This window comes from Haematobacter sp. (assembly GCF_032102465.1).
GTDB lineage: Bacteria > Pseudomonadota > Alphaproteobacteria > Rhodobacterales > Rhodobacteraceae > Haematobacter.
This window is the reverse complement of record NZ_DAMDHB010000001.1, coordinates 363,458-384,156: the sequence shown is the minus strand read 5'-3', so window position 1 is coordinate 384,156 and position 20,699 is coordinate 363,458. Positions and strand designations below refer to the sequence as shown.

21 protein-coding genes, 1 tRNA gene and 1 pseudogene are annotated in these 20,699 nt (G+C 61.7%); 15 read left to right on the top strand and 8 right to left on the bottom strand.

All coding sequences use genetic code 11. The features are described 5' to 3' along the window. Nucleotides 1-539: 539 nt before the first annotated feature. Entirely contained in the window at nt 540-740 is a 201-nt protein-coding gene (locus RT513_RS20780) for a hypothetical protein (protein ID WP_409518388.1), read from the bottom strand. On the opposite strand from RT513_RS20780, the pseudogene RT513_RS20775 reads away from it, so the two are divergent. The 6 genes and pseudogenes from RT513_RS20775 to RT513_RS01840 all read left to right on the top strand — a co-directional run. Continuing rightward, a pseudogene (locus tag RT513_RS20775) lies at nt 660-1,001 on the top strand (phage integrase central domain-containing protein); the annotation flags it as partial. The gene RT513_RS20780 and the pseudogene RT513_RS20775 overlap by 81 nt on opposite strands. A 147-nt stretch (nt 1,002-1,148) precedes the next feature. Then, complete coding sequence (locus RT513_RS01860; protein ID WP_409518391.1) at nt 1,149-1,739, top strand: tyrosine-type recombinase/integrase; 591 nt, start codon at nt 1,149-1,151, stop codon at nt 1,737-1,739. Continuing rightward, entirely contained in the window at nt 1,736-2,464 is a 729-nt protein-coding gene (locus RT513_RS01855) for a hypothetical protein (protein ID WP_290689732.1), read from the top strand. Before RT513_RS01860 ends, RT513_RS01855 begins: the two co-directional genes overlap by 4 nt. 208 nt (nt 2,465-2,672) lie before the next feature. After that, nucleotides 2,673-2,864: a helix-turn-helix transcriptional regulator gene (locus tag RT513_RS01850; RefSeq protein WP_290689731.1), complete on the top strand. Its 192-nt coding sequence runs from the start codon at nt 2,673-2,675 to the stop codon at nt 2,862-2,864. A 64-nt stretch (nt 2,865-2,928) separates the two neighbouring features. Beyond that, entirely contained in the window at nt 2,929-3,810 is an 882-nt protein-coding gene (locus RT513_RS01845; RefSeq protein ID WP_290689730.1) for a toprim domain-containing protein, read from the top strand. Continuing rightward, nucleotides 3,807-5,327: a YfjI family protein gene (locus tag RT513_RS01840; protein WP_290689729.1), complete on the top strand. Its 1,521-nt coding sequence runs from the start codon at nt 3,807-3,809 to the stop codon at nt 5,325-5,327. The genes RT513_RS01845 and RT513_RS01840 overlap by 4 nt, the downstream gene beginning before the upstream one ends. A gap of 796 nt (nt 5,328-6,123) precedes the next feature. On the opposite strand, the gene RT513_RS01835 is transcribed toward RT513_RS01840, so the two are convergent. The 5 genes from RT513_RS01835 to RT513_RS01815 form a co-directional block, all read right to left on the bottom strand. After that, nucleotides 6,124-7,209 (bottom strand): RES family NAD+ phosphorylase, encoded by a 1,086-nt coding sequence (locus RT513_RS01835; protein ID WP_290689728.1) that lies wholly within the window; start codon nt 7,207-7,209, stop codon nt 6,124-6,126. Nucleotides 7,210-7,235: 26 nt separating this feature from the next. Then, entirely contained in the window at nt 7,236-7,796 is a 561-nt protein-coding gene (locus RT513_RS01830) for a hypothetical protein (protein WP_290689726.1), read from the bottom strand. Nucleotides 7,797-7,813: 17 nt separating this feature from the next. Beyond that, on the bottom strand, nt 7,814-8,050 hold the full coding sequence (locus RT513_RS01825; protein ID WP_313533458.1) for a hypothetical protein: 237 nt from the start codon (nt 8,048-8,050) through the stop codon (nt 7,814-7,816). A 644-nt stretch (nt 8,051-8,694) separates the two neighbouring features. Next, nucleotides 8,695-9,213 (bottom strand): hypothetical protein, encoded by a 519-nt coding sequence (locus tag RT513_RS01820; protein WP_290689724.1) that lies wholly within the window; start codon nt 9,211-9,213, stop codon nt 8,695-8,697. A 14-nt stretch (nt 9,214-9,227) separates the two neighbouring features. After that, nucleotides 9,228-9,554 carry a DnaB-like helicase C-terminal domain-containing protein gene (locus RT513_RS01815; RefSeq protein ID WP_290689721.1) on the bottom strand — a complete coding sequence of 109 codons (327 nt, stop codon included), beginning with the start codon at nt 9,552-9,554 and terminating at the stop codon, nt 9,228-9,230. A 277-nt stretch (nt 9,555-9,831) separates the two neighbouring features. Between RT513_RS01815 and RT513_RS01810 the strand changes: the two genes are divergently transcribed. Continuing rightward, the gene (locus RT513_RS01810; RefSeq protein ID WP_290689720.1) at nt 9,832-13,587 is read left to right on the top strand and encodes a hypothetical protein; all 3,756 of its coding nucleotides are present in this window, start codon (nt 9,832-9,834) and stop codon (nt 13,585-13,587) included. 195 nt (nt 13,588-13,782) lie between these two features. On the opposite strand, the gene RT513_RS01805 is transcribed toward RT513_RS01810, so the two are convergent. Then, a tRNA-Ser gene (locus RT513_RS01805) sits at nt 13,783-13,872 on the bottom strand. Nucleotides 13,873-14,024: 152 nt separating this feature from the next. Here RT513_RS01805 and RT513_RS01800 point away from each other — a divergent pair. The 7 genes from RT513_RS01800 to RT513_RS01770 all read left to right on the top strand — a co-directional run bounded on the left by RT513_RS01800 (nt 14,025) and on the right by RT513_RS01770 (nt 20,163). Further along, nucleotides 14,025-14,891 (top strand): hypothetical protein, encoded by an 867-nt coding sequence (locus tag RT513_RS01800; protein ID WP_290689719.1) that lies wholly within the window; start codon nt 14,025-14,027, stop codon nt 14,889-14,891. 168 nt (nt 14,892-15,059) lie between these two features. Then, on the top strand, nt 15,060-15,440 hold the full coding sequence (gene rplU / locus RT513_RS01795; RefSeq protein WP_035706553.1) for a 50S ribosomal protein L21: 381 nt from the start codon (nt 15,060-15,062) through the stop codon (nt 15,438-15,440). An 11-nt stretch (nt 15,441-15,451) separates the two neighbouring features. Then, nucleotides 15,452-15,721 carry a 50S ribosomal protein L27 gene (rpmA, locus tag RT513_RS01790; protein WP_035706550.1) on the top strand — a complete coding sequence of 90 codons (270 nt, stop codon included), beginning with the start codon at nt 15,452-15,454 and terminating at the stop codon, nt 15,719-15,721. 213 nt (nt 15,722-15,934) lie between these two features. Next, nucleotides 15,935-16,501: a GNAT family N-acetyltransferase gene (locus tag RT513_RS01785; protein ID WP_088216196.1), complete on the top strand. Its 567-nt coding sequence runs from the start codon at nt 15,935-15,937 to the stop codon at nt 16,499-16,501. A gap of 91 nt (nt 16,502-16,592) precedes the next feature. After that, nucleotides 16,593-17,636, top strand: coding sequence for a GTPase ObgE (gene obgE / locus RT513_RS01780; RefSeq protein ID WP_290689717.1), 1,044 nt, complete (start codon nt 16,593-16,595; stop codon nt 17,634-17,636). Beyond that, a complete protein-coding gene (gene proB / locus RT513_RS01775) occupies nt 17,624-18,769 on the top strand; it encodes a glutamate 5-kinase (RefSeq protein WP_290689716.1) in 1,146 nt (381 codons plus the stop codon). The genes obgE and proB overlap by 13 nt, the downstream gene beginning before the upstream one ends. A gap of 158 nt (nt 18,770-18,927) precedes the next feature. Then, the gene (locus RT513_RS01770; RefSeq protein ID WP_409518387.1) at nt 18,928-20,163 is read left to right on the top strand and encodes a glutamate-5-semialdehyde dehydrogenase; all 1,236 of its coding nucleotides are present in this window, start codon (nt 18,928-18,930) and stop codon (nt 20,161-20,163) included. A gap of 143 nt (nt 20,164-20,306) precedes the next feature. Here RT513_RS01770 and RT513_RS01765 read toward each other — a convergent pair whose 3' ends face one another. Continuing rightward, the gene (locus RT513_RS01765; protein ID WP_290689714.1) at nt 20,307-20,459 is read right to left on the bottom strand and encodes a hypothetical protein; all 153 of its coding nucleotides are present in this window, start codon (nt 20,457-20,459) and stop codon (nt 20,307-20,309) included. Nucleotides 20,460-20,529: 70 nt separating this feature from the next. On the opposite strand from RT513_RS01765, the gene RT513_RS01760 reads away from it, so the two are divergent. Further along, nucleotides 20,530-20,694: a hypothetical protein gene (locus RT513_RS01760; protein ID WP_290689712.1), complete on the top strand. Its 165-nt coding sequence runs from the start codon at nt 20,530-20,532 to the stop codon at nt 20,692-20,694. The last annotated feature ends 5 nt before the right edge of the window (nt 20,695-20,699 follow it).

The window sequence follows — 20,699 nt, the reverse complement described above, 5'->3', positions numbered from 1 at the left end:
CTGTGCGCCTGTGCGCCTGTGCGCCTGTGCGCCTGTGCGCCTGTGCGCCTGTGCGCCTGTGCGGCGCTGCGACGCTGCGGGAATTGCGGGTCATTTGTCGGCTTGCGCGTCGACGTCATGGGCAACCCAGTCATGCCATATGACGCAGTCCACCGTCCGAATGTGTTCGAACCGAAGCCTGCTGCGTCCCAATGCATTCAACCGGAAGCCGTAGGACAGGTGAACGACATCTGCTGAGGAATAATTCAATAATGTCGGGGATAAGTGGCGGAGAGGGTGACCGCCACTGTCCCGCTTCATACTGTCGCATGGCTTCTCGAAAGTCCCCGCTGTGTAACGATTTTCTCCGCTTCGCTTGCAGCAGATCGTTGCATCCTGTTGTCATCCGCGCCATTGGGGATGGCGGGTAGCATGACGGGTGACAATGCCAAGGGTTGCAAAGGAAATGTCGGCGCTTGAGGTGAAGCGGCTCACTCATTCAGGCGAGGGCGGGAATGCGCTCTTCGCGGTTGGCGGCGTTGCTGGTCTCATGCTGCAGATCACACCGAGCGGTGGACGTTCGTGGCTTCTTCGGACGGTCGTCGGAACCCGCCGCCGTGAGATAGGGCTAGGGGCGTTTCCGGGTTTCGCTCGCGCAGGCCCGGGATCGCGCTCGTGAGGCAAAGGACAAAATCCGTCAAGGCGTCGATCCGGTCGAGGAAAGAAAGGCGGCCAAGGCCACGCTCGCTGCCGCTCAGCATCGGGGACTCACCTTTGCCGAGGCAACCGATCGCTATCTGGGGGCGAAGCTGGAAGCTTTTCAGAATCCGAAGCATCGCGATCAATGGCGCAATACGCTAACCAGTTATGCACTACCCCACATCGGTGAGATGCTCGTTCAGGACATCGCCGTCCAGGATGTCTTGCGGGTGCTGAACCAGCCCGTCGATGGGAGGAAGGCAGGCTTCTGGTCCGAGAAGACCGAAACCGCTTCTCGTGTCCGCGGGAGAATCGAGTCGGTGCTGGCTTGGGCGACGGTGGCCGGGCATCGGAACGGCGACAATCCGGCCCGTTGGGCAGGCAACCTGAAAGAGCTCCTACCAGCGGCATCGAAGGTGGCCAAGCAGGACAATCAGCCCGCCCTTCAGATCGACGAGGCTTCCCGATGGATGGCGGCGCTCCGAGAGCGTGAAGGCATGGGGAGTCGGGCACTGGAGTTCGCAGCCCTCACGGCGGCACGATCGCAGGAAGTGCGTGGGGCCACATGGGAAGAAATCGACCTGAAGGCGGGACTTTGGACCGTTCCGCCCACGCGAATGAAGATGACGCGGGAGCATCGCGTGCCGCTGTCGGCGGCAGCAATCACGCTGCTTGAAGCGCTGCCGCGCTTTGCGGACAACCCTCTCGTTTTCCCCGCGCCGCGTGGCGGGCAGCTGTCAGATATGACGCTGTCGGCGACGATGAAACGCTTGCACGAGGCGGACATCTCCTCCGGCGGCAAAGGCTTTCTCGACCGGGTCAGCAAGCGACCGGCTGTTCCACACGGCCTGCGCAGCGTGTTTCGGGACTGGGTGGCAGAGCGGACAAGCTACCCCGGCGACATGGCCGAGGTTGCGCTGGCCCACCGCGTCGGCAATGCCGTCGAGGCCGCATACCGGCGCGGCGACATGGTCGAAAAGCGGCGGTCGATGATGGCGACATGGGCGGATTACTTGGCGGGCAACAGCCGATCAGCAGCGAAGGTGACGGCAATACGATGACACAGATGGACTTCTGGCAGAATGCCTCCGAACTGCCGGTTACGGTGGCGGCAATATTGATCGCAGGCGGCGATCCTGCGGCAATCGACTGGGAGGACGATGGGCTGGGACGAAGCTACCCCGTCATGCGGACAGTCGGCCATCCCGGTTTTCAAGCGGTCTTCACGACACTGACGGCCGCCATCCGAAACGGCGACGTGTCGGCGCGGTTTGTGTATCGGGCCGCTGACGACGGGCCGCTCTCACCGCGTATGGAAGGTGAGGTCTGGCTGCTATCGCAAAGCGAGATACACACGCTGAAGGCTGCCTTTGACCACTTTGACGACGATCCATTCGCCGAAACGCCCTTGCAGAACGCACACAGGATTCAGGTGGCGATGGAGCCCGACTGGACGCAGACGACCGTTACACCGGAGTCGCTTCAGGCGTGGCCCCCGGCGCGCATATGGGCAAAGGACTTCTTTACACGGATTTTCGATCCCGATGACTTCATGGACGTCAGTCATCCACACTTTTGCGCCGAACTCGCATTTGCCGCGATGGCATGGCGCGGGGTTGCAAAGAATCCTGTGACCAGGATCACTCCCAAGGCTGCGGTGGAGGCGTGGATAGGGAACAACAAAGCGTTGTGGCCCGGGAAGGACCCGATGGGTACGGTAGCGGCCGAGCGGATTGCAACCTTGGTGAACTGGAAAAAGGGCGGGGGTGCTCCTCGGACGAGCTAACCTACCCCCCCTTTGCGAGAACCTCACCCCCCAATTAACATACGATAAAATAAGAATATTCTCTGACATCTTATCTCGTGGACGCCCGAATTGTTCCGGCGGAAGCCACGCTAGGGGGGCGAGGTTTTGTTGAACCTCCCCCGCTAGCCAATCAGCCTGATCCGCGGCACCTCTCTCCCTACAACGACAACTTGCTACGGAGGGCAACATGCGTATCCCCGAACTCTTCCTGACCGACGCGCAGCTTGCGCAGCGCTACAACGTCAATCGTTCGACGATCTGGCGGTGGATCAAATCCGCCCCGAATTTCCCTCAGCCGGTGAAGCTCTCGCCGAACTGCACCAGGTTCCGCCAGTCCGAGATCGACGCGTGGGAAGCCGGCCGCACCTCGGCGGCCTGATCCATCTTCGGCACAGGGCGGGGAGCAGCACCCCGCCCATAGCCCCTCTCTGAGAAATCCAAAAATGAATGCTATCGAACTCACCGGCGCCCTTGGAGGGCGCTGGATGGGCCAGTATGGCCTTGCCTTTTGCCCGGCCCACCACAACACCAACACCCCGGCCCTGAGCATTTCGCGGGGGGCGGACGGTCGTCTGCTGTTCTACTGCCACGCCGGCTGCCCGTTCCCCGCTATCTGCAATGCGCTCCGGGATCTGGGCATGATCGACGGCCCCCCGCGCGAACCGCAGATGGACGGCGGCGAACTGGCCCGTCTGCAGGCGGAGGCGCTTCGCAAGGCCGACAAGCGCGCGCAGCAGGCGCGGGCGATCTGGGACGAGGCCCGCCCGATTGAGAACACGGTCGCGGAGTTCTACCTGCGCCACCGGGCGATCACCTGCGCGCTGCCGGACACCCTGCGCTTCCATCCGGCGTGCTGGCACCCCAGCGGTCAGCGCCTCCCGGCCATGGTGGCCATCGTGCAGGGTTCGGAGCACTTCGCGGTGCATCGCACCTTCCTGCGCGCGGATGGCACCGGCAAGGCGGAGGAGGCCCCGGCCAAGGCGATGCTCGGAACCGTCGCGGGCGGGGCTGTCCGCCTCACCAAGGGCAATGGCGCGCTGGTCGTGGCCGAGGGAATCGAAACCGCCCTCAGCCTCGCCAGCGGCCTTCTGAAGGTGTCTGCGACCACCTGGGCGACTCTCTCCACCTCCGGCATGAGCGGGGTTCGCCTGCCCGCTGAGCCGGGCCGACTGACCATCGCCACCGACGGGGATGGTCCCGGCCAAGCGGCGGGCAATGCGCTCGCCGAACGGGCGGTCGCCCTGGGCTGGACCGTCAGCCTGCTTCCCGCGCCGCACGGGCGCGACTGGAACGACATTCTCAAGAACAACGGAGTCGCGGCATGAATGCGCCCGAACACACCTCCACCTTCGCGGCGGAAGCCGTGCCGTACGTGGCGGAGGGTCCCCAACCGCTCGTCCGGGACATCCCGCGCGGCAACCCTTATCCGGTGGAGGCGTTGGGACCGCTCCGTGCTGCGGTGGAAGCGGTCCAGGACATGACCCAAGCACCCGCTGCGATTGCAGCGCAATCGACCCTCGCGGTCGCCTCACTGGTTCTCCAGCCTCACGCCAACGTCGCCCTTCTTGCTGGAAGCACCTCGCCACTTTCCCTCTTCCTGTTGACCATCGCGGACAGCGGCGAGCGCAAATCCTCCGCCGACCGTCTGGTCATGCTCGGGGTCCGTGCCTTTGAAGCGGCGCTGGACAAGGCCTACCGGGAGGAGAGCGTTGCACAGGCCGTCGCCCGCGATATCTGGAGCACCACGCGCAAGCGGCTGCTGACGGAGGCAAGCGGCTCCAAAAAGGATAAGGCGGCAGCAGCCAACGCTGACCTGCGGGCGCTTGGTCCGGAACCAAGCGCGCCGCTGGTTCCCATGATCACGAGCCAGGACCCGACGCTGGAAGGACTGCTGAAGCTCTACCAGATCGGTCGTCCCTCGATTGGCCTTTTCAATGATGAGGGGGGTGGGTTCATTGGCGGCCACGCCATGAACTCCGATAACCGACTGAAGACCATGGCGGGTCTGTCGCAGCTCTGGAACGCCGACCCGGTGAACCGTGTTCGCTCCGGCGATGGGGTAAGCAGCTATCCGGGACGTCGCCTCGCTATGCATCTCATGGCCCAGGCCATTGCGGCCCGCCCGCTGCTCTCCGACCCGCAGGCATCCGGGCAGGGCTTTCTGGCCCGCTTCCTGATCACGGAGCCGCCGAGCGCCATCGGAACGCGCCTCCGTCGCGGACACGCCCCCGCCAGCGACGCAGTGCTGAAGGACTTCTCGGAACGCGTGATGTCTCTGCTCAATGCCCCGCTGCCGACCGGTGATCATCCCCAGGAACTCATGCCGCGTCGCCTGCTGCTCTCGCCGGCCGCGGAGGAACTGCTCTGGCGCTTCCATGAGACCATCGAAAAGGAGCAGGGACCCGGAGGGGCGCTGGAGCATATCCGATCCTTCGCCAGCAAGGCGGCGGAGCAGGCCGCACGCCTCGCGGGTATCCTGACCCTCTGGACAGATTTTGAGGCGGGTGACGTGAAGGCTGAAGCCATGGGCTGCGGCATCACGCTGGCCCAGTTCTATCTGACGGAGGCGAAGCGGCTGGTCGAGGCCGGTCTGGTTTCGGCAAAGACCGCGCAAGCGGAAACGCTGCGGAAATGGCTGCTTGAAAGCTGGCAGAAAGACCGCGTCACCCCGAGCGATATCCTGAAGTTTGGCCCCAATGCGCTGCGCGAACGGCCGAAGCTCACCGAGCCGCTGGCCATGCTGGTCAAGGCGGGCTGGCTGGTTCGTCTGAACGATGCCGTCATCGCCGGCAAGCCGCGCAAAGAGGCCTACAAGATCGTGCGGGGTCCGAATGTTCTTTGATGTCAAGCGAGCGGTGTCCGAAGTCCTTCGCGGGGTTTCGGACACCGCTATTCCTGCTATTCCCGCTATTCGGCCCGTACTGGATAGCGGGAATAGCGGGGATAGCAGCCCCCTCCCCACGGGGAACGTGTCCCGCGCGCCGCCTGAGACCGCTCCGAAAGTGTATTCCAAACACGGATACTCTCTGTCGGGCGACCCGCTGAGCTGGACCGGACGCAGCGTCAGTAGCGAGGAGTGGCAAAGCCTTTCGGACTGGGACCGTGATGGTCCCGACGGGCGGTACTTCTGTGGCAAGTGCCGTCAATGGGTCGCGCCTGATGACGCCTGCTATGGCGAACGGCCCTGCGATCGGATGGACGAGGCGTAGCTGCCTGAACTGACCTGCGAACCGGGGTGCGCACCGCTTGAGGGCCTGCGCACCCCGAACTTTTTGTCCCAACTAGCGATCTTTCGGGCCTCCGCCCCCCGCACCTACCCCCGCTGGAAGGACCCATTGCCGTTGGAGCGGGCGAAGGGTGGGTGCGGTGATCGACATTAGCGGAAGGCTTTGACTCAACGCCTACGTTGCGACGAGAGCGGAGAGCCGCCCGTGACGCTGCGGCATCGCGTTCGCAGAAACCGGCGATAGCTGCCATTCGCCACTGCCCCCCGAGGCGGCAGCGATGGCGCAGAAAGCGGCCTCTGCGAGGGCTGGAGTGATGAGTTCAGTATGGGGCCTGGAGCTGCCCGAGGTTGCTGGTTCGATTTGTCGTGGCGTGGGCCGACACTGACCCGATGTCACAATCACTGTTACCACTCATCTTGTGTCAACTGTTGAAGATACCTCGTTATTGATGAGCAGCTGATCCTCGTCGACAAATAGTTCGTTGTTGAAAACAGCCGGGCCAAAACCAAACTCATACGACACATTGTGCAGATTCACCTTGTTGATCCCCTCGACGCCAACCGATCCGGAAACCACCGGGCGGCCAAAGATGCAGAGATTCGCGTGCTTTGCTCGAGCGGCCTGCTGAAAATAGCTTTCAACAACGAAACCATCATATCCAAGAGAATTAATGTGCGAAGCCAACTGCTGACAAACATCATAGCTTCCATGATCATAGATCAGACTTTTCAGCCAAATTCGAGGATCCTCGAAAGGAGAGATCTCAGAATCCATTTTTGGCGAAGTCAGATCCAAGAGGCGTAACGTTCTTGTTGGGTGCATTGTTGCAACAAAGATGTCGTCCTCAAGACTGACTCTGCTCTCATGAAGGCAAGTTTCGACGTCAAAAGAACAGTACAAAATAGGTAGCTCGAGAGAGTCAAATCTTCCGTATGTTGTTCTAAGTTCCTCCGGGGGAGAACAAAATCGTGCATCTTTAGGCGTGAACTCGATGTTCCTTTGGACCCGAAAAAACGTGGCATTGCCGTCCAGTTCGCGCTCGTTGTGATAGTTGCAGATTTCTTGGTAATCAGATTTTTCCCAACTTTGCTCGCCGCCTTCCTCAGCTGGCTTGCCAAGCATCCAAAGCGGAGGGCCGTACAGAAAAACTTTCAACCCGAAGGCCTCAGACAGTAATCTGATGTCTTTTCGTAACGGTTCTCTCCCGATCTCATCAAACGGCCTGTCGTAATGGTTATATTGGAGCATGGGCGCAAACCATCCTTTGCCGGTGAAAATTGAACCACGAACGAAAAACTCCGTGCAGGCGAGTTCCAGCGAGTTGAGGGTAAGATTCGAACCATCCCATGAACCACAATTCGGACAAGGGCCGGGCGCACTGTTCCCAAATTTTTCCGCAACTTTACGTAACCCGATATCATGGAAACAATTTGAACAGGCGATAATCTTTCCAGCAAGTCGTCGTTCCCGCAGCTTCCGCAAAATTAATGAAAACATTATCGCCACCCCATGACGTACCTGCTCTACTTTGCAATCTGCGAGATCACTTCCAGAGAAGTGATTATGGTCGGAATCGCGAGCAGCGCCGCTCCAAGAACGAACATGACTGAACAAGAAAGACGCACGCCAAATTTGGTTGATTCATCGAAAGCGTAGGTCATATAAAAAACATCACGTGCACGATCCTCCACAATAACGCCGGTGGCGTTCTGCCATATGGCAAGATTAACTCTGCGTCTTGATAGAATACACTCCAGAACGCGATCTCTCATTACATTCCCGAGGGCATTATGGAATCCGATCTCCGCGTCAGACGTTTCTGATCCGTTGGATGAAGGTTCGTCATCAAACACATTGTGGCCTGCATGTTCCAAGATAGCATCAAGTTGGAACATCGTGTCTTCCGTGAAGCTTAAAGAAATAGTTCCGTAGCTATATGGGTTTTCGAAGTACTCGCCATTCCATGCCGACCGGCCAACACGCATTAAATTGTCTATGATCTGCCATTCGGTTTGCGCAGCCCCCATTGCAAGAACGTATTCCTCTGGCGTCTTGTATTTCTTAATGCTTTTTGGCGCAAACATGGTGAATAGAATTGCTCCTATATCAAAAAAATGAGGCCAAAATATAGGAACGTCAGCTTTAGGTCCGTAAGAAGATCAAGGATGGTAACAGGCTCTGCGCCCATTGCCTCCCCACCTTTCGAAAGAAAGAAGAAGTTGGCAATTAGCTGGTTGTAGATGATAAGATAACCAATCAGCGGCGCCAGCGCGGTTAATCGAGCCGGAGACGAATTCCCTATGCTCGCCAAAGCCGACCACGGAATGATCCGGTTCAATCTTTGCGGGAAGCTTCTTTCCAATCGTGACTCCGATTTATCTGATCGCCTGCTGAAGGTGAGTTACATTTGAACGCAATCTTACTCGACATACCTGCTGGCTGGCTTCTCACCGCGAATGGCGTGTGTTACGCGGTGTAGCTGGGCTACTGATGCCCACCAACCCAAGGCTATCACCTCTAGTGTCCGAACAGTCGTCTGGCTTCGCTAGCATTCGCCCACTTTGTCGATGCGCTCAGGTACCCAGCCCAAGGGTCCGACCGACGACCCCGAGACAGAAAACGGAACTTCGGCGCGCATGTGCTGAAGGTCAGCCTTGGGCCGGCTCATTCGTGAACTCTGCTCTGGCACGTATAGCCTCCGCGCTGCGACATGACGGTCTCAAGTCCCGCGTGGACGGTTAGGCTCAACGTGGGGCGCATCACAAAAAGCCAATACGGCCGAGAACGTTGGCCAAGGGCGTGTAAAAACCCCTGGAATTGGCCCTCGTTTCTACAGGACAGTGGGGCATGGCCATGGCAGCCATCGGCACCGCGCTATTCTGCCAGCGAGAATCTGCGGATCGTCGAGGAGGCACTGGACGACCCAGACAGCAGCGCAGTACCGGGGTGCCGAATCTGTCGTGTCCTTGGCGGCTGGCAGCCTCAGCGTTGGTTCTTGGTTGACGGTACGCCGACGCGATCAAGAAACTCCGTCACCGCGCGGTACAGCGCGTCCTGACGGGTCATGTCGTTGGCGGCGCAATACAGCCGCAGCCGGGAGTAGCACGCTGGATCTACGACAAGCTGAAGCTTGCGCTCCACGCGCTTCCCCGATGCCACCACGGACGAGCCGTCGTTGGAAATCTGCTCGCCTTCCGCGTCCGCGTCTTGGACCGTCGGTGGGGCATAGAGAATTTCTCGCAGCCACTGCCAGAGCGCTGCTATTCCTGCGGTAGCCGCGGCATTCCGGGTCTCGGACACGCCTCGTCCAGCAGCCTCGGCAACTGCATGAGCCACACGAGGGGGAAGCACCATTGGAGCGACTGGGCCCAGTTTGGCCAGTGTTTCCGCGATCCCTTCCGTAAGCGCCGCCGTGGGCGCCTCATTGAGCACGAAAGCGAGCGGCACGTGCAGGCGGCTCGCAATGTCCGCAGTAGCCTCGACCTCTCGCAAATCCGCCATGGGACGGACCGGTATCACGACGAGGTCAGCAGCGGCGATGTATCGCTCCCCGCCGTTCCCGCAGTGGGCGTGTCGATGATACAAAGCTGATACTTGGCGGCTTCCATCCTGGCCAGCATCGCCTGCAGTTCTTGGGGTTCCGGGTCCCGCGGAATCATTGCCGGACCATCGACCTTGCCCCAGCGCGTCCACCAGCGCCGCAGGCTTTGATCGGGGCTCATGTCGAGACACATGACCGGATAGTCGCAGGTGTCAGCGACAACGGCAAGATTTCGGGCGAGCGTTGTCTTTCCGACGCCTCCCGCGCGCGAAGCAATGACGATCGTCTTCAGATCAACCATATGACAAACCTTGTTTTATCCAGATTTGACTGATCCATTGCGCGCGCTGGACCGCAAGCGCCAGCGGGCGAGGAGTACGCCTCTACGCGAGAAATAGTAGTCAATCGGAGGGCGTAGAGCGCTCGTGGAGAGGCGCACTGAAAACTCTCCTCGAACGATTGATCAACTCATGCCGATAAACGTAGATTTCCGGTGGCTAGTACTCCGACCGTTCTCAGTTTGCTCCAAGCTAGTTGCGCTCTCTGGCCGAGAGGCGCCCCAATAAGGACGATCATTCGTGACCCTTTTCGATATCCCATCTTCGCGCTTGGTTGATCTCGGCGACGAGGATCTTCGGGAGCTCGTCGCGCGGCTCTGTGAGGCTGAGAGGGAAGCGCAAGGCGGTCGTCGTACCGACGTCACATGGGGCGGAAGTCAGACCGCCCCCGACGGCGGATTAGACGTGGTTGTGGAGGCGGTAGGAACATTCAGCCCGGCCGGCTTGTTGGTAAGAAAGAAAGTCGGCATCCAAGTCAAAGCGGGCGATCTGCCTCCTGCAGACGTTGGCAAGGAGATGACCAAAGGTGGTATCGTCCGTCCGGCGATATCCGAGCTCGCAAGTCAGCGCGGCGCGTATCTGATCGCTAGCGCGGGTGCGGACTGCTCGGAAGCGATGCTGCAACGACGGCTTGAAGCCATGCGCCAAGCCGTAGGAGACGATCCCAATGGCACCCATCTGCATGTAGCTTTCCTCGATCGCAACGCTCTCGCACGTTGGGTGAGCGCGCATCCGTCGGTCGCCGCGTGGCTCCGTCCAAAGCTCAATCTTCCAACTCTGATGGGTTGGAGGCCATACGGCCGATGGTCTTCAACTCCGAATGGCGAGAACGATGACCTGATATGCGAGGGGGGCCTTGTCTTCCACATTCCGGGCGGCGAAACGACCCGGAGCGTTCCCGATGCGCTCGATGCCATTCGGGATCTGGTTCGCAACGGAAACAAGGCGATACGCATCGCTGGACTTTCCGGGATCGGCAAGAGCCGCATTGTGCAAGCGCTTTTTGAGTCGTCTGGAGCGCGCGGCGTTCTTCCTCAAGGCCAAGCCGTCTATACCGATATCGGAGACTCTCCTGACCCTATCCCCTCGGAAATGCTCGAGGCGCTGATCCAGCGCGGTGTTCCGATGATAATGGTTGTCGACAACTGCCCTCCAGAGACACACCAGCGGCTGGCCCGTAAGCTGTCTGAGAGGCAAGCGAATCCCGTGCGTCTGATCACAATCGAGTACGATGTGCGCACCGACAGACCGGAAGAAACCAACCTCGTTCGCATCGAGGCCGAAGGCTCCGATATTGTGGAGGCCCTACTTAAGCGCCGTCGGGGAACTCTTTCAGCCGGAGATGCAAGTCGCCTTGCCGAACTGGCCCAGGGTAATGCCCGGCTGGCATTCGCGCTCAGTGAAGCTTTGCCTGAGACCGGTACGCTTTCCACATTCAAGGATAGTGAATTGTTCCGTCGGCTTTTCTGGCAACGTAATGCGCCAGACCCGAGCGTCGAGCGCGCGGCGGAGGTTTTGTCGCTCGTCTATTCCTTCAATATGCGTCGCTACGCAGATATTAATGAGTTGGGCTTCCTCGGTGCGTTTGCCGAACTGTCGCGCGTGGCCATGTTTCGACATGCCCAAACCCTTTGCGATAAGGGGCTAGCTCAAACGAGAGGTGATTGGCGGGCAGTGCTGCCACATGCGCTTGCCAACCGTCTCGCCCAGCAGGCGCTGCAATCCATTTCCTGGGAAGATATCGCCGATAATTTTTCCGACAAGCCACGCCTCCGTCTCTCTCTTGCCCGACGTCTGTCCTACCTCCACGCTTGCGATCAAGCGCGCCGGATCGTTAATCGTTGGATGGAGGTTGGCGGGCCGCTTTACGGCGCGGATTGTGACATGGAATTGCTCGGAGCAGTTTGCCATCTGGCGCCGGACGAGACCTTGCGCATTGCGGACGGAGTGATAGCCGCGATCAAGGCTGCGCCCATCGACCTCGCTCACGTCGACGTCTTGACACGGATGATCCTGAAGATCGCGCATGATGAGGCGATGTTCGCCGCTGCATGTGACAGGCTATTCGCGCTTTGGGAGGCTCTCGCAGATAAAGGGACCCATCACGCAGACAGCGCATTGGGAAATCTGTTCGGTCTCTTTCTATCTGGCACGACGGCGCAGACTCAAACACGTCTCGCAGTCGCTCGCAGATACCTCTTCTCGAGCAATTCGAACAAGAACGGTCGTGGCATGACCATGCTACGCTCAGCGTTGCAAACGGGCTCTTGGACTTCGTCCTACTTCTCAAGCGACGATGCGCGGCCCAACCCATATGGCTGGGAACCCACTGAAACCCAGCGGATAGGTTGGTATGAAAACTGGCTGGAACTCGCGGCAAATGTCGCCCTCCATGGGCCTCCGACGATCGTGGCAAGTGCCCGGGATACGTTGGCAGGGGAAATCGACGAAATCTGGAGAGGGTATCCCAGTCTTCGGCCGCAAATCATTCGCATAGCACAACAACTCCATGCATCAACCACTTGGAGCGAGGGGTTGGTTGCGTTCAGGCGCATGCTCTTTGCCATCAGGAGGCAGGGCGCAACGTATCCGGAGAAGGATTTAGCCACGGTTCGCGACCTTGTTGCGTCGATGTCCCCAAAGGACTTGGTGGCTAGTGTTCGCTTAGAGATGACGCAGGGCAGCAATCTGGAGGAAGAATACGAGAATTACCAAGTGGCAGAGAACCAACGGGCAGAACGGCTGGAGGCACTGGGACGAGAACTGGCGGGCTCTCCGGACGTATTGAAGTCCATCGGCCGCAGCTTGCTCGAATGCGAGAACAGGTCCTTCTATTCACTCGGCATCGGTTTAGCGAATGGCGGGGCAGCGCCATCAGCGACGTGGTTAATTCTCCGGGATCTCCATCTGAGCGATGCATCCCGAACGCGACAAACCGGCATACTGACCGGCTTTCTGCAGGGTCTCGACATTGCGGATCCAGCCGCGGCGGCGGGGATTCGCGCTGAATGTCGGGACAACCCCACCTTACGTCGCGAATATGCAGTGTTCTTGCCACGTGGCGCTCTGGCCGCCGACGAAGTGGATCATTTGGTCACGATTGCTGCCGAGGCCCGAACTGCTGCGTCACAGTTAGGCGACTTAATCTGGCGTCCGGACCGCGAATTTACGGATCAAAACCGTGTTCGCTTGTTGCAGGCCATCCTAGACGGCGGGCACGATCCTGAACTAGTTGTGGGCGCGCTTCAGATGCTTGGTCACACTGAAAAGGCGGCCCGCGAAGCCTGGCCGGAGGATCTTCGTGTATTGGGAATCGATGCGGCTGTCGCTTTCATCGGACGAAATAGCATAAGCGCCAAACTTGATCATGACATCGCCGAGGCCCTTTTATACTCCTTGCGGGGCGACGATGGGACAGGCGCGAACCGCGTCATGAGTGAGATCATCGCTAGAGCAAATCGGATGCTCGGCTATGTCCATGATCTGCGCGAAACGCTTGGTGCCTTAGCTGTGCGGACGCCCATCACTTTCCTCAACCATGTCTTCCCTGATGGCATCGAGAAACCGGCGATCAGATTACGTGACGGCTTGCGGTCTGGACCACTGCAACGCCTGCCAGCCGAATCCGTCATTGAGTGGTGCAACCAGAATCCTGATCGTTGGATGCGAATCGCCAACCATGTCTCGCCCTTCGTTGGTGAGAACGGAGGCGATAAACTTTCTCAGTTGGCGACCGCGCTGGTCGATGCCGCGCCTCGATCTCAAGACGTTGTTACAGCATTCTTCGAACGTCTTCGTCCATCCTCCTACTCGCCAGGAGACCTCGCAAATATCGTCGAACGACGCCTCTTTGCGATCGAGGGCCTTCAATGCCATCGCGAAGAGGAGGTCGGGCGCACAATTGCCCGACTCGCGCCGGAGGCGCGCGATTGGATAGCACGTACGCGAGAGTACGAGCGACGCGATATACGCAAAGTGGATGAGAGCTTTGAGTGAGGGAAGCGCCCCGCCGTGCCGCGAGGCATGTCAGGTTTGGGCTCCGGCTCCCCACCGACAGTATCAACTTGCCGGAGTGCATCCCTTCCACCAGTTCCGTTACGCCCCGGTGCATCCAAGCGCATTTCGCATGGCGGGGCTTATGGCGGGTGACTGCCGCAATCGAGAAAATAAAGCAGCAATATCAATGATGATTGGCGGAGAGGGTGGGATTCGAACCCACGGAACGCTTGCACGCTCAACGGTTTTCGAGACCGCCCCGATCGACCACTCCGGCACCTCTCCGCATTTGAGGGTCGTCGCGGCGCTATTAGAGGGTTGATGCAGCGGCTGCAAGTGGTTTTCCGCGTGCGGCAAGCGCTTGGCCTTGGAAATCGGAGGAGGGGCGCATAGAGTTTTGCGGTGTCGATCTCGGCATATCCATCGAGGAGCGCCGGATGTATCGCTTTTCCATCCTTGTCTTGTCTCTCGTGCTGGCGTTCCCGGCGGCGACGGTGACGCCTGTTCGGGCGGAGGGAGCGCCGATTGCGACATCCCGGGCGGAGGTGACACTTCTTCTGGAAGCACTCCATATCGATGAGACGCTCGACACCCTGCGGCAAGAGGGGCTGGCCTATGGGGCTTCCATCGAGGAGGACTTGTTCCCCGGACGCGGTGGCAACCGATGGGCGGAGCTTGTCGCGTCCATCTACGCCCCCGAGCGGCTCAAGCAGGATTTTCTAGCGGGGTTCGCTCCTGCGTTCCTGCGGATGGGTGCGGCCGATCGTCAGGCGGCGCAGATGTTCTTCGCTGGCGCTCTTGGCCAGAAGGTGGTCATGCTCGAGAATGAGGCGCGCGTTGCGCAGCTCGACGAGGCGGTGGAGGATGCCAGCCGCGACCGGGCCGAGGAGATGATCGCACAGGAAGATCCGCGCGTGGCCCTGATCGACCGCTTCGTGGAGGCGAATGATCTCACGGAGGCCAATGTGGTAGGGGCGCTGAACGCGAATATCGCTTTCTACGCCGGGCTGAACGAAGGGCGCGCCTTCGGATCTCCCTTGAGCCAGGAGGACATCCTGAAGGATGTCACCTCTCAGGCAGACGATGTGCGGCAGGAGACGGAGGACTGGCTCTATTCCTATCTGCTTATGGCCTACCAGCCCTTGACGGATGCGGAACTGGAGCGCTACACGGCCTTCACCCTCACTCCAGCGGGGCAGGGGCTCAACCGCGCGCTTTTCGCGGCCTATGACGGCCTGTTCGACGGGGTCTCCCACGATCTTGGCCGAAATGCCGCGCGCTTCCTGTCCGGGCAGGATCTCTAGGCTTTACTTGTCGTCCGACGCTCGCTATAGGACTGCCTCCGGCGGGGAATCTCTCCGTTCCGGGTAATTCTATGTCGTCCCGAAGGGGGCGCGCTGTCCGAGGTGCGGCGATTGCCGCGTGAACGCCGGGTATCGGGACCGAAAGACGCGGTTGAGAAAGGGAAGACCATGTTTGCGGTCCTGAAGACCGGTGGCAAGCAGTACAAGGTGCAGGCGGGTGACGTTCTGCGCGTGGAAAAGCTTGCGGCAGAAGCCGGTGAGAAAGTCCAGTTCAACGATATTCTGGCCGTGGGTGGCGACAGCCTGACCCTCGGTGCGCCCTTCGTCGCCGGTGCTGCCGTGCAGGCGGAAGTGATCGACCAGATCAAGGGCGACAAGGTGATCCACTTCGTCAAACGCCGCCGGAAGCACTCGTCGCAGCGTACCCGTGGGCACCGTCAGCAACTGACGCTCGTCCGCGTGACGGACATTCTGGCCTCCGGCGCTGACGCGAGCGGCGTCAAGGCCGCGATCGGCTCGGGCACCAAACAGCCCGTCGCCGCGGAATAAGGAGAGAGCAGATGGCACACAAGAAGGCAGGCGGTTCGTCCCGCAACGGCCGCGACTCCGCGGGCCGTCGTCTCGGCGTGAAGCTCTATGGTGGCCAGGCGGTCATTCCGGGCAACATCATCGTGCGTCAACGCGGCACCACCTGGTGGCCGGGCGATAATGTCGGCATGGGCCGTGACCATACGATCTTTGCGCTGACCGAAGGCCGCGTGGAGTTCAAGAAGGGCCTCAAGGGCCGCACGTTCATTTCGGTGCGCCCCGCGGTGGAGGCCGCCGAATAAGCCGAACCTTTACATTTCGGATGTAAGCGGGGGTCGGCGTAAAAGCCGGCCCCCCTTCCGCTTCCGGCGGCGCTGCAAGGGCAGGGGGAGCCCGGCGTGCAGGATGCGACAATTTTCCGCTGGGCTCATGGCAAGAATGTGTCTTGCCGCAAAGCCTTCGGGATACAGATCTTTTTGACCGGGTGACGCCCGGAAGGGAATTGGAGGGTTGGAATGAGTGTCAATGCGATCCTGGATGGAAGCGCGGTTACGCCGGTGGAGCCTCAGCCCGTGATTCGGGCGGAGCGGCTCGTGCTGCGTCCGCTGCGAAAATCCGACGCGGGGCTTCTTTCGCTCTACTCCGGCGACCGGCGCGTGGCCGAAGGCACCCGCGCCATCCCCCATCCCTTGCCGCCCGGCATGACGGAGGCCTATATCGCGCGCGCTGAATCGCCCAAGCGGGTGGAGGATGTCTGGGCGCTTGATGGCTCGGAGCAGGGACTGGCCGAGCTTCTGGGCGTGATCAGCCTCACCCACATCGACAACAACCAGTCGGAAGTCGGCTATTGGGTGGCGCCCGCGTTCTGGAATGCGGGTTTCGCATCCGAGGCGATGGCCGCTCTGCTTGGCGCGAACCCGCACAAGTCGCGCACGCTTTTTGCCGAGGCCTTTCAGGACAATCCCATCTCCGCCCGCGTGCTGACCAACGCCGGGTTCCGGTATCTCGGCGATGCCGAAGCCTATTCCATCGCCCGGGGGAGCAATGTGCCCACCTGGACCTATCTCCGCCCGATGACCTGATACGCGCGTCAGCGCAGCTTCCAAAGGGCCGGCTTGAGACTTGCCGGCCCTTCGCCTATTCAAGACCATTCCGCAGACAAGGCGCGCCAGCATGAAATTCCTCGATCTCGCCAAGGTATATATCCGTTCCGGCGGCGGTGGCTCCGGTTGCGTCAGCTTCCGGCGGGAGAAGTTCGTGGAGTTCGGCGGGCCGGACGGCGGGGATGGCGGCCGCGGCGGCGATGTCTGGGTGGAGGCGGTTGACGGGCTGAACACGCTCATCGACTTCCGTTACCAGCAGCATTTCTTTGCGACCTCGGGTCAGCCCGGCATGGGCCGCCAGCGGACGGGCAAGGACGGTGACGACATCGTGCTGCGCGTCCCCGTCGGCACGGAGGTGCTGGAGGAGGACGAGGAAACCGTCATCGCCGATCTGGTGGAGATCGGTCAGAAGGTGCTGCTGGGCCGTGGCGGCAACGGCGGCTTCGGCAACCTGCATTTCAAGAGCTCGACCAACCAGGCCCCGCGCCGCGCCAATCCCGGCCAGCCGGGAATAGAGCGGACGATCTGGCTCCGCCTGAAGCTGATTGCCGATGCGGGGCTGGTCGGGTTGCCGAACGCGGGCAAGTCCACCTTCCTGTCGGCTGTGTCGAATGCGCGGCCCAAGATCGCGGACTATCCCTTCACCACGCTGCATCCGAACCTTGGCGTCGTCGGGGTCGATGGCAAGGAATTCGTGATGGCCGACATCCCCGGCCTGATCGAGGGGGCAAGCGAGGGCAGGGGGCTGGGCGACCAGTTCCTCGGCCATGTGGAGCGTTGTGCGGTGCTGCTTCACCTTGTGGATGGCACGTCCTCCACCATCACGAAGGACTACCGCACCATCATTGCTGAGCTTGAGGCCTATTCGGAAATCCTCGCCGACAAGCCCCGCATCCTCGCGCTGAACAAGGCCGACGCGCTGGATGCGAAGACCCGCTCCTCCCGCCGCCGCGCGCTGGAGAAGGCGTCGGGCGGGCCGGTGCATGTCATCTCCGGTGTGTCCGGCGAGGGGGTGCAGGACGTGCTGCGCATCCTCTGGGCCAAGATCGCCGCCGCACGCGGCGAGACGCCGGAGGGCGAGGAGATCGCGGAGCCCGGCGCATGGCAGCCCTGACCTCGACCGTCGCGGATACCGCTGAACGCCCGGATATTCGCGCGGCGCGGCGGCTGGTCATCAAGATCGGCTCGGCCCTGCTGGTGGATGCCGTATCGGGGCAGCTGCGATCCGACTGGCTGGAGGGGCTCGCCGCCGATGTGGCGGAGGCCAAGGGACGGGGGACGCAGATGATCCTCGTCTCCTCCGGTTCCATCGCCCTGGGACGGCGGGTGCTGGACCTTCCACCGGGCGTTCTGTCGCTGGAGCAGAGCCAGGCCTCTGCCGCCGTCGGGCAGATCCGGCTGGCGCGGGCCTATGAGGAGGCGCTCTCGCCGCATGGGATCACCACGGCGCAGGTTCTGGTGACGCTGGAGGATACGGAGGATCGCCGGCGTTACCTCAATTCCCGCGCGACGATGGAGACGCTCCTCTCTCTGGGCGTCGTGCCGATCGTGAACGAGAACGACACGGTTGCGACGGATGAAATCCGCTATGGCGACAACGACCGCCTCGCCGCCCAGATCGCGGTGACGGTGGGCGCGGACATGCTTGTCCTGCTGTCCGACGTGGATGGCTTCTATACTGCCAACCCCAAGGAAGACCCGACCGCCCGACGGTTCGACCTGGTGGCGCGCATCACGCCGGAAATCGAGGCGATGGCGGGCGATCCGATCTCCGGCCTGTCCAAAGGCGGGATGAAGACGAAGATCATGGCCGCGAAAACCGCCGTCGCGGGCGGCTGCGCCATGGCCATCATGGAAGGTTCGGTGAACCGGCCGCTTACCGCATTGCTGGAGGGCGCGAATTCGACGTGGTTCGTCGGTGAACGCGACCCGCAGGCCGCCCGGAAGCGCTGGATCGGGGCGATGAAGCCGCGGGGCAGCTTCGCGATTGACGCAGGGGCCGCGCGGGCGCTGTCGGCGGGAAAATCGCTGCTCCCCGCCGGAGTCACCGCGGTCTCCGGCCGCTTCGGGAGGGGAGAGCCGGTGGCGATCCACGGACCGGAGGGGGAACGGCTGGGCCTTGGCCTGACACGATACACGGCGGATGAGGCGCGGGCGATCTGCGGGCGCCACAGCGATGAGATCGAGGGCATCCTCGGCTATGCGGGCCGTGCAGCGCTGATTCACCGGGACGACATGGTGCTGTGACGCTGTGACGGTCCTCGGGGGCGCGCTGGCCTGCTGACGGCAGCGCGCGGGTTTTCCAGCGGGATCCGGGTGGCAAAACCCCCGGGACTCCCCTATCTCCAAAGCCTCAGCAGAGGGCCAGAGCCATGGATATTGCGACCACTTCCGCGAAGAACCTCATGACAGATCTCGGACGGGCTGCCCGTTCGGCGGCTGCGGAGCTTGCCTTCGCGCCAGCGGAGAGCAAGCGGGCAGCCCTGCTCGCCGCCGCAGAAGCGGTCTGGCGGGAGCGTGAGGGGATACTGCGCGCCAATGCGGAGGATTTGCGCGAAGCGGGGTCTCGCGACCTCAGCCCCGCCATGATCGACCGGCTGACGCTGGACGAGGCGCGGATCGGCGGCATTGCCGACGGGCTTCGCGCCGTGGCCGAGCAGAAGGATCCCGTGGGGGAGGTGATCTCCGAATGGGATCGCCCCTCCGGGCTGCATATCCGCCGGGTGCGGACGCCGCTGGGCGTCGTGGGCGTGATCTACGAAAGCCGCCCCAACGTCACCGCCGACGCAGGCGCGCTGTGTCTGAAGGCGGGCAATGCGGTGATCCTGCGGGGCGGGTCGGAGAGCCTGAACTCCTCCCGCGCGATCCACGCCTGTATGGTGGAGGGGCTGCGCCAGGCAGGCCTGCCGGAAGCGGCGATCCAGCTTGTGCCGACCCGCGATCGCGCGGTGGTGACGGAAATGCTCCATGCGATCGAATGGATAGACGTGATCGTTCCCCGTGGCGGGAAGGGCCTTGTCGGCCTTGTGCAGCGGGAGGCACGGGTGCCGGTCTTTGCGCATCTGGAGGGCATCTGCCACGTCTATGTGGACGCGGAGGCGGATGTGGAGATGGCCCGCGGGATCGTGCTCAACGCCAAGACCCGCCGGACGGGCATCTGCGGCGCGGCGGAATGCCTGCTGATCGACCGGCAGTTTCATGCGCGCCACGGCGCACCGATGATCGAGGATTTGGTGAAGGCCGGGGTCGAAGTCCGGGCAGAAGGTGAGCTGGCCGACATCCCCGGAACGGTGAGGGCCACCGCCGAGGACTTCGGCAAGGAGTTTCTCGACATGGTGATCGCGGCAAAGCTGGTGGACGGTGTGGATGGCGCGATCGCGCATATCCGCCGTTATGGCTCTCAGCACACCGATGCGATCGTCACGGCGAATGATGCGGCATGGGAGCGGTTCGCGACGCGGCTCGACAGTGCGATCCTGATGCGCAACGCATCCACCCAGTTCGCGGATGGCGGTGAGTTCGGCATGGGGGGCGAGATCGGCATCGCCACGGGCAAGATGCATGCGCGCGGCCCTGTGGGCGCAGAGCAGCTGACGAGCTTCAAGTATCTGGTCGAGGGCAACGGCACCCTTCGCCCCTGATCCGGCGGACGCCGCTGACGCGGCGGCGTTTCCCGAGCCGCGCGCCGCCTCCGGCTCTGCGCGGCGGCGGTGCTCCGATAAGCCGGGTCCCATAGGCGGGAGGTTCCCGGGCCTGCACAGGCCGGGAGCGTCAAGCGGCGTTATTACTGCATGTCGATGGCGGGCTCGTTCAGCAGCGGAGGAATGAGATTGGCCACGAGCGCCGCCGTCTCAACCTTTGTGCGCGGCATCTCATCGGTGAGAGGAAGAGGCCAAGCGGTTGCCGCCATGCGCGTTTCGGCGGCGGCGACTGTCATTCCCGCGGCCAGTTCGCCGCGTTCTGTTGCCCCGAGAAAGAGCGCCCCGCTATGCCGCCATCGTTCCCGCTTGGCGACGTACCCGCTTGTGACGGGCCTGATCTGTCTGTCGCTGTCCCTGCTGCCGGAGATGCCGGTCTGGGAGCGGACGCTGCATATCGTGCCGGTCGTGGTCGTCTCAATGGTTTGGGTGGTCATTCCGCCCATCCAGACGCGGCCGTTCCACCTGCTGTAGGGCGC